Origin of the sequence: Micromonospora peucetia (assembly GCF_900091625.1) — a bacterium.
In the GTDB taxonomy this organism is placed as follows: Bacteria; Actinomycetota; Actinomycetes; order Mycobacteriales; family Micromonosporaceae; genus Micromonospora; species Micromonospora peucetia.
In genome coordinates this window covers 185,507-198,835 of sequence record NZ_FMIC01000002.1, presented here as the reverse complement: position 1 = coordinate 198,835, position 13,329 = coordinate 185,507, and the positions used below count along the sequence as shown (strand labels likewise).

Below are 13,329 nucleotides of genomic sequence, written 5' to 3'. Positions count from 1 at the left end.
GGACGACGACGCCCGGACGGCCCGGGAGTTGCCCCTCCCGTGCCCGCTGCGTGGCTTCCGCGACGGCTCTGCCCGGAGGCTGCCATATTTATCGGCTTCGGTCAATGCCCTTCCGGCGCATCGGGGTGTGTGGGATGCCGTCCTCGACGTAACCGGGGCCGCTGACGGCGAAGCCGTGCCGGGCGTAGAAGTTGACCAGGTGGGACTGGGCCTCCAGCACGCACGGGTGGTCGCCGACCAGCTCCAGCGCCGCAGCCATCAGCCGGCCCGCGTGTCCGCCGCCACGCGCCCGCGGCGCCACCACCACCCGCCCGATCCGCGCGACGCCGTCCGGGTCGGCGAGGATCCGCAGGTACGCCAATGGCGTGCCGCCGTCGTCGAGCCACAGGTGCCGGGTGCCCGGCTCGACGTCGCGCCCGTCGATTTCCGGGTACGGGCACGCCTGCTCCACCACGAACACGTCGATCCGGAGCCGGAGCAGGTCGTGGAAGGTGCGGGCGTCGAGGTCGGCGAACGAGGCGGTCCTCGGCACGGGGCGATGCGGCACCCCGCGATGGTAGGCCGGCCCGGCGGGCTGTCAGGCGGGGCGGGCGCCGACCGTGTCGCGGATCTCGGCGCCCTGGGCGCCCTCCTGCGCGCGGGCGCAGTGCGCGCAGCAGAAGAACCGACCGGACACCTCCACCCCGTGCCCGACGATCTTGACCTGGCAGTGCTCGCAGATCGGCGCCAGTCTGTGTGCGGCGCACTCGAAACAGTCGAAGGTGTGCACGTCGCCGCTGACGGTTCGCACCTCGAACGCCATCCAGTAGTCGTTACCGCAGACCTCGCAACTCGCCACGACAGAACCCCCCGAATCAGGACACCTTTCTCCCAAGCCTGCGGCACCGGCTCCCGACGGGTGGGCGAACGGCCCAGGTTGCCGCGGTGCGGCGGCGTGTCGATCCCGGCGTGTCAGGCGTGGTGTCCGGTGACCGCGCTGTGCCTGGTGATTTCGCGGTGCGCCGGGTGGGCGAGCGGGGCGCTCTGCTGCTGCTCTGGCCGGTCACCCTGCGTGTTCAGGGCGGTCGATGTTTTTATCGACAAGAGTCTTTACTGTTAACAAGGTTTAATTTATGTTGGAGGGCACCTCACCAGGCCGAAGTCCGAAGGAGCTGCCATCATGCGCCGAAGAATTACGATCCCGCTTGTGGCGACGGGTGCCGTCGTCTCCGCACTGGCCGTCGCGGCGCCCGTCCAGGCCCACGGCTACGTGTCCGGCCCCCTGAGCCGCCAGGCGCTCTGCGCCCAGGGGCGGGTCCCCGACTGCGGGCAGATCAAGTACGAGCCGCAGAGCGTCGAGGGGCCGAAGGGGCTGCGCAGCTGCCACGCGGGGATCGCCCAGTTCGCCGTCCTGAACGACGACAGCCGGGGCTGGCCCGCCACCTCGGTCGGCAGCTCGGTCACCTTCACCTGGACCAACACCGCCCGGCACGCCACCAGCAACTGGGAGTACTTCATCGGCGGCACCCGGGTGGCGGTCGTCGACGGGGGCGGCCGACAGCCCGGGGCCACCGTCACGCACAACGTCAACCTGGGCAGCTACTCGGGCCGGCAGAAGGTCCTCGCCGTGTGGAACATCGCGGACACGGCCAATGCGTTCTATTCCTGCGTCGACCTCCAGGTCGGCGGGGGCGGCGGTCCGTCGCCCACCCCGAGCCCGACGCCGCCGGCCCCGTCGCCCACCCCGACCCCCACCGCCTCGCCGACGAACCCGCCCGCGCCCGGCGGCAGTTGGACGGCGGGCCGGGCCTACCAGGCCGGTGACCAGGCCACCTACGGCGGGCTGACGTACCGCTGCCGGCAGGCGCACACCGCCATCCCCGGCTGGGAGCCGCCCAACGTGCCGGCGCTCTGGACCCAGGTCTGACCGTACGGGTGCGGCCCGCCTCCCGGCGTCCGCCGCACCCGTCACCCCTCTCCGGATCGGAGTACACCATGCGCCCGCTGCGCACGGTCGTCCTGCTCACCGTCCTGCTGCTGGTCCCCGCCTGCACCGCGCAGACCGCCCCGGCGTCGCCCGAGCCTGCGCCGCCGGGGCGGGCGGCGACCACCGGGGCCGAGATGAGCGGCCTGGACGTGGTCTTCCTGGCCATGTCGGCGGCACACATCGAGCAGACGCTGGAGATGGTGCGGCTCAGCCGCGACCGGGTGACCGACCGGAAGTTTCGTACTCTCGTCGCCGCCATCGAGGTCACCGAGACCGACGAACTCGCCACGATGCGCGGCTGGCTGCGGGACGCCGGGCCGGCCGCCGCCGAGGCCGCCCGCCGGCACGACCACGGACAGCACGGGACCGCCGCCGAGGACATGGCACGCCTGCGGACCGCCCCGGACGGAGAGGTCGACGGCGTCCTGCTCGAGCTGCTCGCCCCGCACCAGGACGCGGCGGCCGACCTGGCCCGGGCGCACCAGACGGTCGGCACCGATCCGCGGGTACGCGACCTCGCCGCGCGTGTCGAGCGCTCCCGTACGGCCCAGGTCTCGCTGATGGCCGAGCTGGCGTCGGCCCGGCGGTGATCCCGGCCGGCGGTGGCCCGGCCCGGCGCGCCGCCACGGCCGGGCGTACACCTCAGGCGTCGGCGCGCGGCTCCAGCCGGACGGAGACGGAGTTGACGCAGTGCCGGGTGTCCTTCGGGGTGAAGCCCTCGCCCCGGAAGACGTGACCGAGATGGCTGTCGCACCGGGCGCAGCGGATCTCGGTGCGGGCCATGCCGAGGCTGCGGTCCTCGATCTCCTTGACCGCGCCCGGGATGGCGTCGTCGAAGCTGGGCCACCCGCAGTGCGAGTCGAACTTCGTGTCGCTGGGATAGAGTTCCGCGCCGCAGGCCCGGCAGCGGTAGGTCCCCGGCGTCTTCGTGTCGACGTACTCGCCGGTCCACGGGCGCTCGGTGCCGGCCTCCCGCAGCACCCGGAACTCCTCCGGGCTGAGCCGGACCCGCCACTCTTCCTCGGTCTGGGGCAGTTCACTCTCGTCAAGACTCACCCGCCAACGGTACGCCGGACGTCGGGGGTGTGGCATATGGTCGCGCAATGGGTGCCACGAAGGCCGCGGCCGAACAGATCGAGGTGGCCGGGCACGACGTCCGGCTGACCAGCCCGGACCGGGTGATCTTCCCGCAGCGCGGCTTCACCAAGGCCGACGTCTTCCACTACTACCTCGCCGTGGGCGACGGCATCATGCGCGCCCTGCGCGAGCGTCCCACCACGTTGCAGCGCTTCCCCGAGGGCATCGAGGGAGAGGCGTTCTTCCAGAAGCGGGTGCCCGCGCGGGGCGTGCCGCCGTGGGTGCAGACCGCCACCATCAGCTTTCCGAGCGGGCGCAGCGCGGCGGAGCTCTGCCCGGCCGACCTGGCCCACGTGGCGTGGGCCGCCCAGATGGGCACCATCGTGTTCCACCCGTGGCCGGTACGCGCCGCCGACGTCGACCGCCCCGACGAGCTGCGCATCGACCTCGACCCACAGCCCGGCACCGACTTCGCCGACGCGGCCACCGCCGCCGGCGAGCTGCGCGGAATCCTCGACGAGCTGGGCGTCACCGGTTGGCCGAAGACCTCCGGCGGTCGTGGCGTGCACGTCTACCTGCGGATCGCGCCGCGCTGGACGTTCACCGAGGTGCGCCGGGCCACCATCGCGTTGGCCCGAGAGCTGGAGCGGCGGCGGCCGGAGCTGGTGACCACCGCCTGGTGGAAGGAACAGCGGGGCGCCCGCGTCTTCGTCGACTACAACCAGATGGCCCGCGACCGCACGATCGCCTGCGCTTACTCGCTGCGGGCCAACGCCCGGGCCACGGTGTCCACCCCGGTCACCTGGGACGAGCTGCCCGAGGTCGACCCGGACGACTTCGACCTGCGTACGGTCCCGGCCCGGTTGGCCGAACGCGGCGACCCGCACGCCGGCATCGACGACACCGAGTGGGACATCACCCCGCTGCTGAAGTGGGCCGACCGGAACGACACCGCCGGCCAGGGCGACCTGCCCTACCCGCCGGACCACCCGAAGATGCCCGGCGAGCCGAAGCGCGTGCAGCCCTCCAAGGACCGCGACCGCCCCCGCTGAACGGCCCGCCCGACGCCGGCGGGGCGCGGCTACGCCGTCACCGCTGGTCGCCGTACGCCTCCACGGACTCCTTGGCCGAGCGCAGGTCGGCGCCGGTCGCCCTCCGGTACGCGGCGATCGCCTTGATCTTGTCGCCCTGGAGCAGGTGCTGCCGCACCTCCGGCGGCACGGGCGAGGCGTCCACCACGCCCAGATGGTCCATCACCAGCTGGAGCCGGCGCTCGATCTCGGCGAGCCGGTACGCGGTCCGCGCCTGCTCGGTCCTGCCCGGCAACTGGGCAGTGAGCAGCGCGACGACAGCCACCATCAGGACGGTGAGGGCGATATCCATCCGGCGATCGAAGCACATCTGCGTCACCCGCGACCCGCCACCCTCGCCCGGCCCCGCCGGCGCTGTCGGATAACGATCAAGTAACGGGCGCGAACCTTTCCCGGACTGTCACCGCTCTCCCTGATCGTCGGCCCGACTCCGGGCCAGGGGAGGGCATCGGATGAAGCTGGTGTGGAGGCGGGCCCGCGAGGCGCGTGGGCTGCTGCTCGCCGCGGTGGTCGCGGCCCTGGTGGCGGTCGCGTTGGTCACCGGACTGTCCGACTACAACCGCCGGGCCGTCGAGGCGGGCCAGCGCGCCCTGCTGGCCGGGGCGACGTTCGAGGAGCGCAGCCTCCTGGTGAGCGGCACGGCCGGCCTGGACGCGGCCGAGTTCGCCACCCGGGACCGGGCGGTCCGCGACGGGTTCGCCGCCGGCCTCGCCGGTACGCCGGTCACCGTCGACGCAGCCCGGTACGGCGGTGGCCGCGAGCTGACCGGTGACCTCGGCCCCGTGGTCCGTGACGGCGACGACCCGGTCTTCGCCAGTCTGGCGACCCTCGACGACCTGACCCGCCACGCCGAACTGACCAGTGGCGCCTGGCCCACCCCGGGAGCCTCCCCGGTGCAGGTCACGTTGCCGGAAAAGGTCGCCGGCGCGCTCGGGATGACCGCCGGCGACCAGGTGCCGATGCTGGACCGCCGGTCCGACGAGGCCAGCACGATGGTGCTCGTCGGGACCTGGCGGCCCCTCGACCCGGCCGACCCGTACTGGCGACTGGCCCCCGGCGTCGGGGCCGGCAGCGTCGCCGACTCCGGGACCTCGTACGGGCCGTTCGGGCTGGACCCGGCGGACTTCGTCGCCGCCTACCCGGGCTCGGTGTCGGCGTCCTGGGTGGTCGAACCGGACCTCGCGGCGGCGGCCGGCGCGGGCCGGCTGCCCGAGGTGCGGAAGGCGCTCACCGTCGCCGTCGCCGAGGTGCCCGAGGCGGCCGGGCTGGGCTCCTCCGGCCAGACCGTCACGGCGGTCGACCGGCTCCTCGACCGCGTCACCCGGGCCGACCTGGTGGGTCGCTCCTCACTGGCCACCCCGCTGCTGCTGATCATGGTGCTCGGCGGGTACGCGTTGGTGCTGGTCGCCGCCCTGCTGCACGAGGACCGGCGGAGCCAGACCGCCCTGCTCCGGGCCCGGGGCGCCGCGCGTCGGCAGTTGGCCGGTCTGGCGGCCCGGGAGGCGACCCTGGTCGTCCTGCCCGCCGCCGTGCTGGGGCCGCTGATCGCCGGCGAGGCGCTGCGGCACGTGGGCATCGGGGGCGCGGCCCCGCTGACGCTCTCCTCCGGTAACACCACGCTGGTCTGGGCGGTCGCCGCCGCCACCGCCGCCGGCTGCCTGGTCGCGATGGTCGCCCCGACGCTGCGGGGTGCGGGCACGTACGTCGCGGACCTGGCGGCCCGGTCCCGTCCCACCCGTGCCGCGAGCGTCCAGCGGGCCAGCCTCGACCTGGTGCTGGTCGGCTTCGCGGTGCTGGCCTGGACCCAGCTGCGCCAGTACTCGTCGGCGGTCACCGGTGCGGCCGGCCGGCTCGGGGTCGACCCGCTGCTGGTCGCCGCGCCGACGCTGGGCGTGCTGGCCGGCGCGGTCGTGGCGCTGCGGCTGCTGCCGCCCGCCACCCGGTTCGCCGAGCGGTTCGTCGACCGCAAGCCATGGACCGCCACCATGTTCGGCATGTGGCAGGCCGGCCGGCGCCCACACGCCGGCCCGGTGCTGCTGCTCGCCCTGGCCGTCGGCGGCAGCACCCTCGCCTGGTCGCTGGTCACCACGGGCGAGCGGTCGCAGGCCGACCAGGCCGACCACACCGTCGGCGCCGACCTGCGGGTGGTCGAGCGGACGGGCGTGGCACCCGACGGCCGGTCCGGTCAGCTCGACGCGCTGCCCGGCGTCGACGGGGCGTTGCCGGCCTGGCGGGACGAGATCCGTGTCGGCCGCGCCGACCTGCCGACCACGGTGGTGAGCCTCGACGCCGTGGGCGCGCCGGACGTGATGCGGCTCAACGAGCGGTTGACCGACGAGCCGCTGCCGGCGCTGTTGGACCGGCTGACCCGGGCGCGCGGCGCGCCGGTCGGCGTGGAACTGCCCGCCGGCACCCGGTCGCTCACCGGTACGGTGCGCACGCCCGTACGCGACGCCGTCACGCCGCACCGGATCGGCCTCTGGGTGCTGCTGACCCGGGCGGACGGGCTGGCCTTCCGCCTTCCGGCGGGCAGCAGCGGCAGCGACGGCCGCCCGGCGCCGTTCACCGTCGCTGTTCCCCCGGGGAGGGCCCCGTACGACTGTCGGGTTTCGAGGTCGACGGCGGGAGCGCGCGTGGGCAGGCGTACCGCGTGGAGGTGTCGGACCTGCGGCTGGTCGGCTCCGACGGCGCGGCCCGACCGGCGTCGTTGGACGGCGAGTGGGTGGCCGTCGACGGCCAGGCAAAGCCGGTCGGCGCGCCGGCCACGGGCGCCGGCCTGAGCGCCGAGTGGGAGGTCGACTACCGGGCGGGCGGCCGGTTCGCGTTCCAACCGGCGAGCCGTTTCGTCGTGGTGCCGGCCGGCGAGAACCGGCCGGTACCCGTACTGATGACCCCGGCCGTGCGTGACGCGTTGAGCCTGGGGATCGGTGAGACGGTCAACCTCGTGCTGTCCGGCGCGACGGTGCCGGTCGTGCTGGTCGGCGAGCTCGACGAGGTGCCGTCCACGGCCGGCGAGGGCATGCTGCTGGACCTGCCGGCGGCGACGGACTGGCTGATCCGGGACCGGGGCGCCGTCCGTCCGGTCGCGGAGTGGTGGCTGAGCACCGACGGTGGCCACGCCGAGGCGGCCCGCGCGGCGGCCGAACTGCCCGGCACCACGCTGCTCGACCGGCGGGAGGTGGCTGAGCGGGCCGCCGGTGACCCGTACTGGCAGGGGGCCCGCACCGGGCTGCTCGCCGCCGCGCTCGGCTCGGTGCTGCTGGCCCTGGTCGGCCTGATCGTCGACGTCTGGGCGACCGCCCGGCACCGGCTGGGGGAGTTCGCCGTGCTGCACACGCTCGGCGCCAGCCCCCGGCTGCTGGCCCGGGCGCTGCTGGCCGAGCAGACCTTCCTGGCCGGGATCGGCGTCGGCGTCGGGCTGCTGCTGGGCGCCGTGGTCGGCGCGACCATGGCCCCGCTGGTCATTCTCACGCCGTCCGCCGGCCGGCCGGTGCCGGAGGCGGCCTTCGTACTGCCCTGGCTGCCCATCGGCCTCACCGCGCTCGGCCTGCTGCTGGCGGCACTCGCCTTCAGCGCGTTCATCGCCCTCGGCATCCGGCAGCGGGTGGCAGCGGCGCAGCTGCGGATCGGGGGAGACCAGTGACCGGGTGGAGCGCAGGGACGACCAGGAACGGAGACAGAACGTGGTGAGCATCGGGGCGGCTGCCCGGCGGGTACGGGCCTACGGCGGGCAGTTCCTGCTCCTCGCGGCGCTGACGCTGGTCGCCACGCTGGTGATCAGCGGGGTGCCCAGGCTCGTCAACGGGCACGCCCAGCAGGGCTTGGAGGCCCACCTGGCCACCGTGGCGCCGCAGCAGCGGGACGTCACGTACTCGTCCGGGTCGCTCGCCGCGACGGACAACGGCACCTCCCTGCTGGCCGCGCACCAGAACGAACTGGTGACGCTGGAGGCCGGAATGCCGCCGGTCGTACGGCGGATGGTCGAACAGCGGTGGTTCTCCGGGGAGACCGCGGTCGGCCGGGTGCGGGGCCCGGACCTGGCGGCGAAGAACCTCCTGGTCGACCTTGGCCTGCGGTCCGTGACCGGGATCGAGGAGGCCGGCACCCTGGTCGAGGGGCGTTGGCCGGCCGACGCGCCGAAGGGCCAGCCGGTGCAGGTGACACTCGCCGCCGACGTCGCCGGCAAGCTGAACCTGCGGGTCGGCAGTCGGCTGACCCTCACCCCACCGGGACCAGCCACCCCCGACGCCCCGCTCCCCGTCCAGGTCACCGTGGTCGGCCTCTTCCAGCCCCGCGACGGTGCCGACGGGTTCTGGGACGGCCTGCCGCCGCTGCTGCGGATCGGCGAGCCGGAGGGGGACGGCGAACCCTTCATCGCCGTCGGGGTCGTCGACGGCACCGCGCTGAACCGTCAGGCCGTCGCCGGCTGGCCGCTGACCTTCAGCTGGCGCTACCGGCTGGGCGCCGACGGCATCGACGTCCGCGAACTGGATCAGGTGATCGACGGCCTCCAGCAGATGACCCGGGAGACGGCCGGCCGCAACGTCGTCCAGGGGCTGGACATCCCGCTGCGGGCGTTCTCCGCCGAGGTGGCCAGCGCCCGGACGGTGCTCGGGGTGATCGCCGCGGGCGTACTGGCCACCCTGACCGGGCTCGTCGTGCTGGCCGCCGGATTGTTGGCGCGCCGACGCCGGGCGGAGTTCACCCTGCTACGCGCCCGGGGCGGGGCGGCGACCGCGAGCGCGGGCCGCAGCCTGGCCGAGGCGCTGCTGGTGGTGCCGCCCGCCGCCGCGCTCGGCTGGCTGATCGGCAACCTCGCCCCCGGGGTGTCCGGGCAGACCGGGTGGTTCGCCGTCGCCGCGACCGTCCTGGTGGTGTCGGTGCTGCCGGTGGCCACCCTCGCCGCGTCCACCGGTGCTGCCGGGCGGCGCGACCTGGTCCGGGTGCGCCCCTCCGCGCGTCGGCTCACGGTGGAGGCGGGACTGCTGCTCCTCGCCGGTCTCGCGGTCGTGCTGCTGCGCCGCCGTGGCCTCACCCCCGGCGAGGTCGATCCGTTGCTCGTCTCGGTCCCGGTGCTGCTGGCCGTCGCCGCGGCGGTGGTCGCGATGCGGGTGTACCCGTGGCCGCTGCGGCTGGTCAGTCGGCTCGCGGCCCGGGCCCGGGGCAGCGTCGCCTTCCTGGGCACCGCCCGGGCCGGCCGGTCGGTCGTCGCCGTACCGCTGGTGGTCGTCGTGCTGGCCATCGCGACCGCGGCGTTCTGCGCGGTGACGGCCGCCGGGATCGAGGCGAGCCGGGACCGGGCCGCCAGCCGGGTGGTCCCCGGTGACGCGCTGATCCAGGGGGATCGGATCGCCGCGGACACCGGCGCCGAGCTGGAGCGGCTGCCGGGGGTCCGCGCCGCGACCCCCGTGCTGTACGAGGCGGGCCAGCGCCTGGCGAAGGACGCCATCGGCACCGACACCCGGCTCGGCGGGGTCACCGTGCTCCTGGTCGACGGCCCGGCCCTGGCCCGGATGGTCCGGGAGGCCGACGTCGACGTGGCGGTGCCCGCGGCACTGCGTACCCCCGTCGGGGATGCCGGGCCGCTGCCCGCCGTGGTTTCCCCGGCGGTCGCCGCCGAGCTGGCCGACGCCGGCCTGGACGGCTCCGCCTTCGTCCCCGTCCAGGGCCAGCGGTACGAGTTCCGGGTCGCTGAGCGGGTGGAGAACTTCCCGCTGCTGCGCGCGGACAGCAGCCGGTTCGTCATCCTGCCCTGGCAGTCGTTGCCCCGCCGCGACTACGCCGCCGTGCCGACCGGCTTCCTGGTCGTCGGCGACAAACTGGACGCCGAGGCGCTGCGCGGAGTCGGCGACGCGGGGCAGTCCCGCTTCCAGACGGGTGGGACGGTCGTCGCCCGGGAGCGCCCCCGTGGTGTGGAGGTGCTGACCTTCGCGGACACCCGCCGTCAGTTGGGCGAGGGCGGTGCGAACGGGGTACTCGCCTTCGGCTTCGTCGCCGGCGCGGCCGGCGGGACGGCACTCGGCCTGCTGGCGATCGCCTTCACGGTGCTCGCCGGCGCCCGGGAACGCGGCCAGGTGCTGTCCCGGCTGCGCACCCTCGGCCTGTCCCGGCGGCAGTGGCGCGGGCTGCTGGTGGTGGAACTGGCCCCCCTGGTGGGCGTTTCGGTGGTGACCGGTGCGCTGGTCGGCACGGCGTTGCCGCTGTTGCTCACCCCGGTGCTGGGCCTGTCCGCCTTCACCGACGGGGTGGAGGTCCGGGTGGCGTTCGAGCCCGGCCTGGCGGCGGGGGTCGTCGCGTTGGGGGCGGTCGCCCTCGGCTTCGCGGTCGCCGTCGAGGCCCTGAACAACCGCCGGATGCGCCTCGGTGAGGTGCTCCGGCTCGGAGAGGAGAGCTGACATGACCGCTACCGCGGAGTCCACCGCCGTGCCGGACCTGGCCGCCCTGCAACAGCGGGCCGCCCAGCGCGCGGCGGAGCGGGCCGGCGGCCGGGACCGGTTGCGCGGACACATCGTCTGTGACGGGCTGGTCCGGATCTTCAAGACCGAGGGGGTGGAGGTCGTCGCGTTGCAGGGACTCGAGCTGGTCATCGACCGGGGCGAGCTGGTGGCGATCGTAGGTGCCTCCGGTTCCGGGAAGTCGACGCTGCTGAACATCCTCTCCGGGCTGGACACGCCCACCGCCGGCATCGCCCGGGTGGGAGAGTACGACCTGCTCAACCTTTCCGCGCGGCGGCGACTGAGCTACCGGCGGAAGATGGTCGGGTTCGTCTGGCAGCAGACCGGCCGCAACCTGCTGCCGTACCTGACCGCGCTGGAGAACGTCGAGCTGCCGATGCGGCTCGCCGGACGGCGGGGCGGTCGACGGGCGCACCGCGAGCGGGCCCGGGAACTGCTCGACATGGTCGGGGTGGGCTACTGCGCCGACCGGCGGCCCGGGCAGCTCAGCGGCGGCGAACAGCAGCGCTGCGCGGTCGCGGTGGCGGTGGCCAACGATCCCGAGATCCTCTTCGCCGACGAGCCGACCGGTGAACTGGACGAGGCGACCGGAGCCGACGTCTTCGGGGCGCTGCGCACCATCAACGCCGAGCTCGGCGTCACCATCGTGGTGGTCACCCACGACCAGGCCGTGGCCACCCAGGTCCGCCGGACCGTCGCGATCCGCGACGGCCGGACCGCCTCCGAGGTACGCCGGACCGCGCGGATCGGCGCGGACGGCAGCACCGAACTGGTCAGCGAGGAGTACGCCGTGCTCGACCGCGGCGGCCGGATGCAGCTGCCGGCGCCGTTCGTGGACGCGTTGTCGCTGCGCGACCGGGTCCGGCTGAACCTGGAGCCGGACCACGTGGAGGTGCGGCCGGGCGGCCGGACGCAGGATGAGCCGGAGGCGACGCAGTGAGCGGGCGGTACGCGGCGCGGACGGTCGCGCCGGCGGCGTCGGGCCGTCCAGCGTCACGGGGAATCAGTCGGTACCGCGCGGTCGAACCGGTCGGCCGCGCCGAGCACAACAGGGCGGGATCATGAGCGGGCTTGACGCGACACGGGACGGTCGGCCGGCTGGCGGGTCGACGGGCGCCACCGACACCACCAAGGCGACGGCGGCCGTGCCGACCACCGGCGGGGCGGTGGTGGGTGCCACTGTTGCCGGCGGGGCGGCGGCGGGTGCCACGGTCATTGACGAGGTGGTTCGGGTGGAGGGGATCAACCGCACCTTCGGCCGCGGCGAGCGCGCCGTGCACGCCGTGCGGGACGTCTCGTTCTCGGCCGGGAGGGGCGAGCTGGTCGCCGTGCGCGGACGCTCCGGGGCGGGCAAGACGACCCTGCTGAACCTGGTGGGCGGGCTGGACCGGCCCGACTCGGGCCGGGTGACGGTCGCCGGGCGCGACGTCACCGGCGCCGGTGAGCGGGAGCTGCTGGAACTTCGTCGCGGCACGGTCGGCTTCGTGTTCCAGACCTTCGGGCTGGTGCCGATCCTGTCCGCCGCCGAGAACGTCGGCGTACCGCTGCGGTTGGCGCGGGTACCGGCTGCCGAGCGGGAGGAGCGGGTGGCGGTGCTGCTGGAGCTGGTCGGTCTCGGCGGGCACGCGGGCCAGCGGCCGTACGAGCTCTCGGGTGGGCAGCAGCAGCGGGTGGCGGTGGCGCGGGCACTGGCCAACGAGCCGGACCTGCTGATCGCCGACGAGCCCACCGGCCAACTCGACTCCGAGACCGGCCGGTCCATCATGGACCTGCTCCGGGCGGTCGTGCACGCCCGTGGCATGACCGCGTTGGTCGCCACCCACGACCCGGCCCTGATCGACCTCGCCGACCGTGTCCTGATCCTCCGCGACGGCCACCTCCTCCCCTGACTCCTTCCCCCCACCCCACCCCACCCCACCCCACCCTCGCCCCGCCCATCCCACCCTCGCCCTGCCCTCGCGCCCCTGCCCTCGCGCCCCTGCCCTCGCGCCCCTGCCCTCGCGTCCCTGCCCTCGCGTCCCTGCCCTCGCGTCCAAGACGGGCGGGTCGCGGGGCGGGGGCCTGCCGGCCCTGGCGGTCTGGGGCCCGCCCCCACGCCGTCGATCTTGCACTTCCTGCCCCGGCGAATAGGGCGTAGCGCCCATATTGAGGGCACAAACTGCAAGATCGACGAGGCGAGGGGCGAGGGAGGGGGTGGGGTGGATCAGAGGGGGAGTTTCATGCCCTCGTGGGTGGGGAGGAAGCCCAGGTTCAGGTAGAAGCGGTGGGCGTCGTGGCGGGTCTTGTCGGTGGTGAGTTGGACCAGGGCGCAGCCACGCTGCTTCGCCTGGTCGACCGCCCAGGTGATCATCTGTCGGCCGAGGCCCTGGCCGCGCAGGTCGGAGCGGACCCGGACCGCCTCGATCAGCTGCCGCTCGGCGCCGTGCCGGCTCAGGCCGGGAATGTAGGTGAGCTGCATGCAGCCGAGCAGCTCACCGTCCGCGTCGGCCACGATCAGCTGGTTGCGCGGGTCGGCGTCGATGTCGGCGAACGCCTTCTCGTAGGCGGCGTCGATGTCCGTGAAGTCGCGGGTCCGGCCGAGTGGGTCGTCGGTGAGCAGGGTGAGCACGGCGGGCAGGTCGCTCCGGACGGCCACACGGAAGATCACGTCACTCATGCCGCCCAGCGTGGCACAGCGACTCGGGCCGATGGCCGGCTGACGCTCGCCAGCGGCGCCCGGTAGGGCGTGGACCTGCCCGGC

General features: G+C 74.5%; 13 protein-coding genes. 8 read left to right on the top strand and 5 right to left on the bottom strand.

Going from position 1 to position 13,329, the window contains the following annotated elements; genetic code table 11:
* Nucleotides 1–88 precede the first annotated feature (88 nt).
* Both GA0070608_RS01435 and GA0070608_RS01430 read right to left on the bottom strand, forming a co-directional pair.
* Nucleotides 89–547, bottom strand: a complete 459-nt coding sequence (locus tag GA0070608_RS01435; RefSeq protein ID WP_091620221.1) for a GNAT family N-acetyltransferase — start codon at nt 545–547, stop codon at nt 89–91.
* A gap of 30 nt (nt 548–577) precedes the next feature.
* A complete protein-coding gene (locus tag GA0070608_RS01430; RefSeq protein ID WP_091620217.1) occupies nt 578–838 on the bottom strand; it encodes a Prokaryotic metallothionein in 261 nt (86 codons plus the stop codon).
* 321 nt (nt 839–1,159) lie between these two features.
* Between GA0070608_RS01430 and GA0070608_RS01425 the strand changes: the two genes are divergently transcribed.
* Nucleotides 1,160–1,906 (top strand): lytic polysaccharide monooxygenase, encoded by a 747-nt coding sequence (locus GA0070608_RS01425; protein ID WP_091620214.1) that lies wholly within the window; start codon nt 1,160–1,162, stop codon nt 1,904–1,906.
* 68 nt (nt 1,907–1,974) lie between these two features.
* Entirely contained in the window at nt 1,975–2,556 is a 582-nt protein-coding gene (locus tag GA0070608_RS01420; protein WP_091620210.1) for a DUF305 domain-containing protein, read from the top strand.
* A 52-nt stretch (nt 2,557–2,608) separates the two neighbouring features.
* On the opposite strand, the gene msrB is transcribed toward GA0070608_RS01420, so the two are convergent.
* Nucleotides 2,609–3,022, bottom strand: coding sequence for a peptide-methionine (R)-S-oxide reductase MsrB (msrB, locus tag GA0070608_RS01415; RefSeq protein ID WP_091620205.1), 414 nt, complete (start codon nt 3,020–3,022; stop codon nt 2,609–2,611).
* 47 nt (nt 3,023–3,069) lie between these two features.
* On the opposite strand from msrB, the gene ligD reads away from it, so the two are divergent.
* The gene (gene ligD / locus GA0070608_RS01410; protein ID WP_091620202.1) at nt 3,070–4,095 is read left to right on the top strand and encodes a non-homologous end-joining DNA ligase; all 1,026 of its coding nucleotides are present in this window, start codon (nt 3,070–3,072) and stop codon (nt 4,093–4,095) included.
* A gap of 37 nt (nt 4,096–4,132) precedes the next feature.
* Here ligD and GA0070608_RS01405 read toward each other — a convergent pair whose 3' ends face one another.
* A complete protein-coding gene (locus GA0070608_RS01405) occupies nt 4,133–4,426 on the bottom strand; it encodes a hypothetical protein (RefSeq protein ID WP_091620199.1) in 294 nt (97 codons plus the stop codon).
* A 160-nt stretch (nt 4,427–4,586) separates the two neighbouring features.
* On the opposite strand from GA0070608_RS01405, the gene GA0070608_RS01400 reads away from it, so the two are divergent.
* The 5 genes from GA0070608_RS01400 (at nt 4,587) to GA0070608_RS01385 (ending at nt 12,478) form a co-directional block, all read left to right on the top strand.
* Entirely contained in the window at nt 4,587–6,914 is a 2,328-nt protein-coding gene (locus tag GA0070608_RS01400) for an FtsX-like permease family protein (protein WP_245715659.1), read from the top strand.
* 107 nt (nt 6,915–7,021) lie between these two features.
* The gene (locus GA0070608_RS34115) at nt 7,022–7,777 is read left to right on the top strand and encodes an FtsX-like permease family protein (protein ID WP_342672649.1); all 756 of its coding nucleotides are present in this window, start codon (nt 7,022–7,024) and stop codon (nt 7,775–7,777) included.
* 4 nt (nt 7,778–7,781) lie between these two features.
* A complete protein-coding gene (locus GA0070608_RS01395; protein WP_245715658.1) occupies nt 7,782–10,529 on the top strand; it encodes an ABC transporter permease in 2,748 nt (915 codons plus the stop codon).
* A 1-nt stretch (nt 10,530) separates the two neighbouring features.
* Nucleotides 10,531–11,529 carry an ABC transporter ATP-binding protein gene (locus tag GA0070608_RS01390; RefSeq protein ID WP_091620195.1) on the top strand — a complete coding sequence of 333 codons (999 nt, stop codon included), beginning with the start codon at nt 10,531–10,533 and terminating at the stop codon, nt 11,527–11,529.
* Nucleotides 11,530–11,650: 121 nt separating this feature from the next.
* Complete coding sequence (locus GA0070608_RS01385) at nt 11,651–12,478, top strand: ABC transporter ATP-binding protein (protein ID WP_245715657.1); 828 nt, start codon at nt 11,651–11,653, stop codon at nt 12,476–12,478.
* A 314-nt stretch (nt 12,479–12,792) separates the two neighbouring features.
* Here GA0070608_RS01385 and GA0070608_RS01380 read toward each other — a convergent pair whose 3' ends face one another.
* Nucleotides 12,793–13,245 (bottom strand): GNAT family N-acetyltransferase, encoded by a 453-nt coding sequence (locus GA0070608_RS01380; RefSeq protein ID WP_091620191.1) that lies wholly within the window; start codon nt 13,243–13,245, stop codon nt 12,793–12,795.
* Between the last annotated feature and the right edge of the window lie 84 nt (nt 13,246–13,329).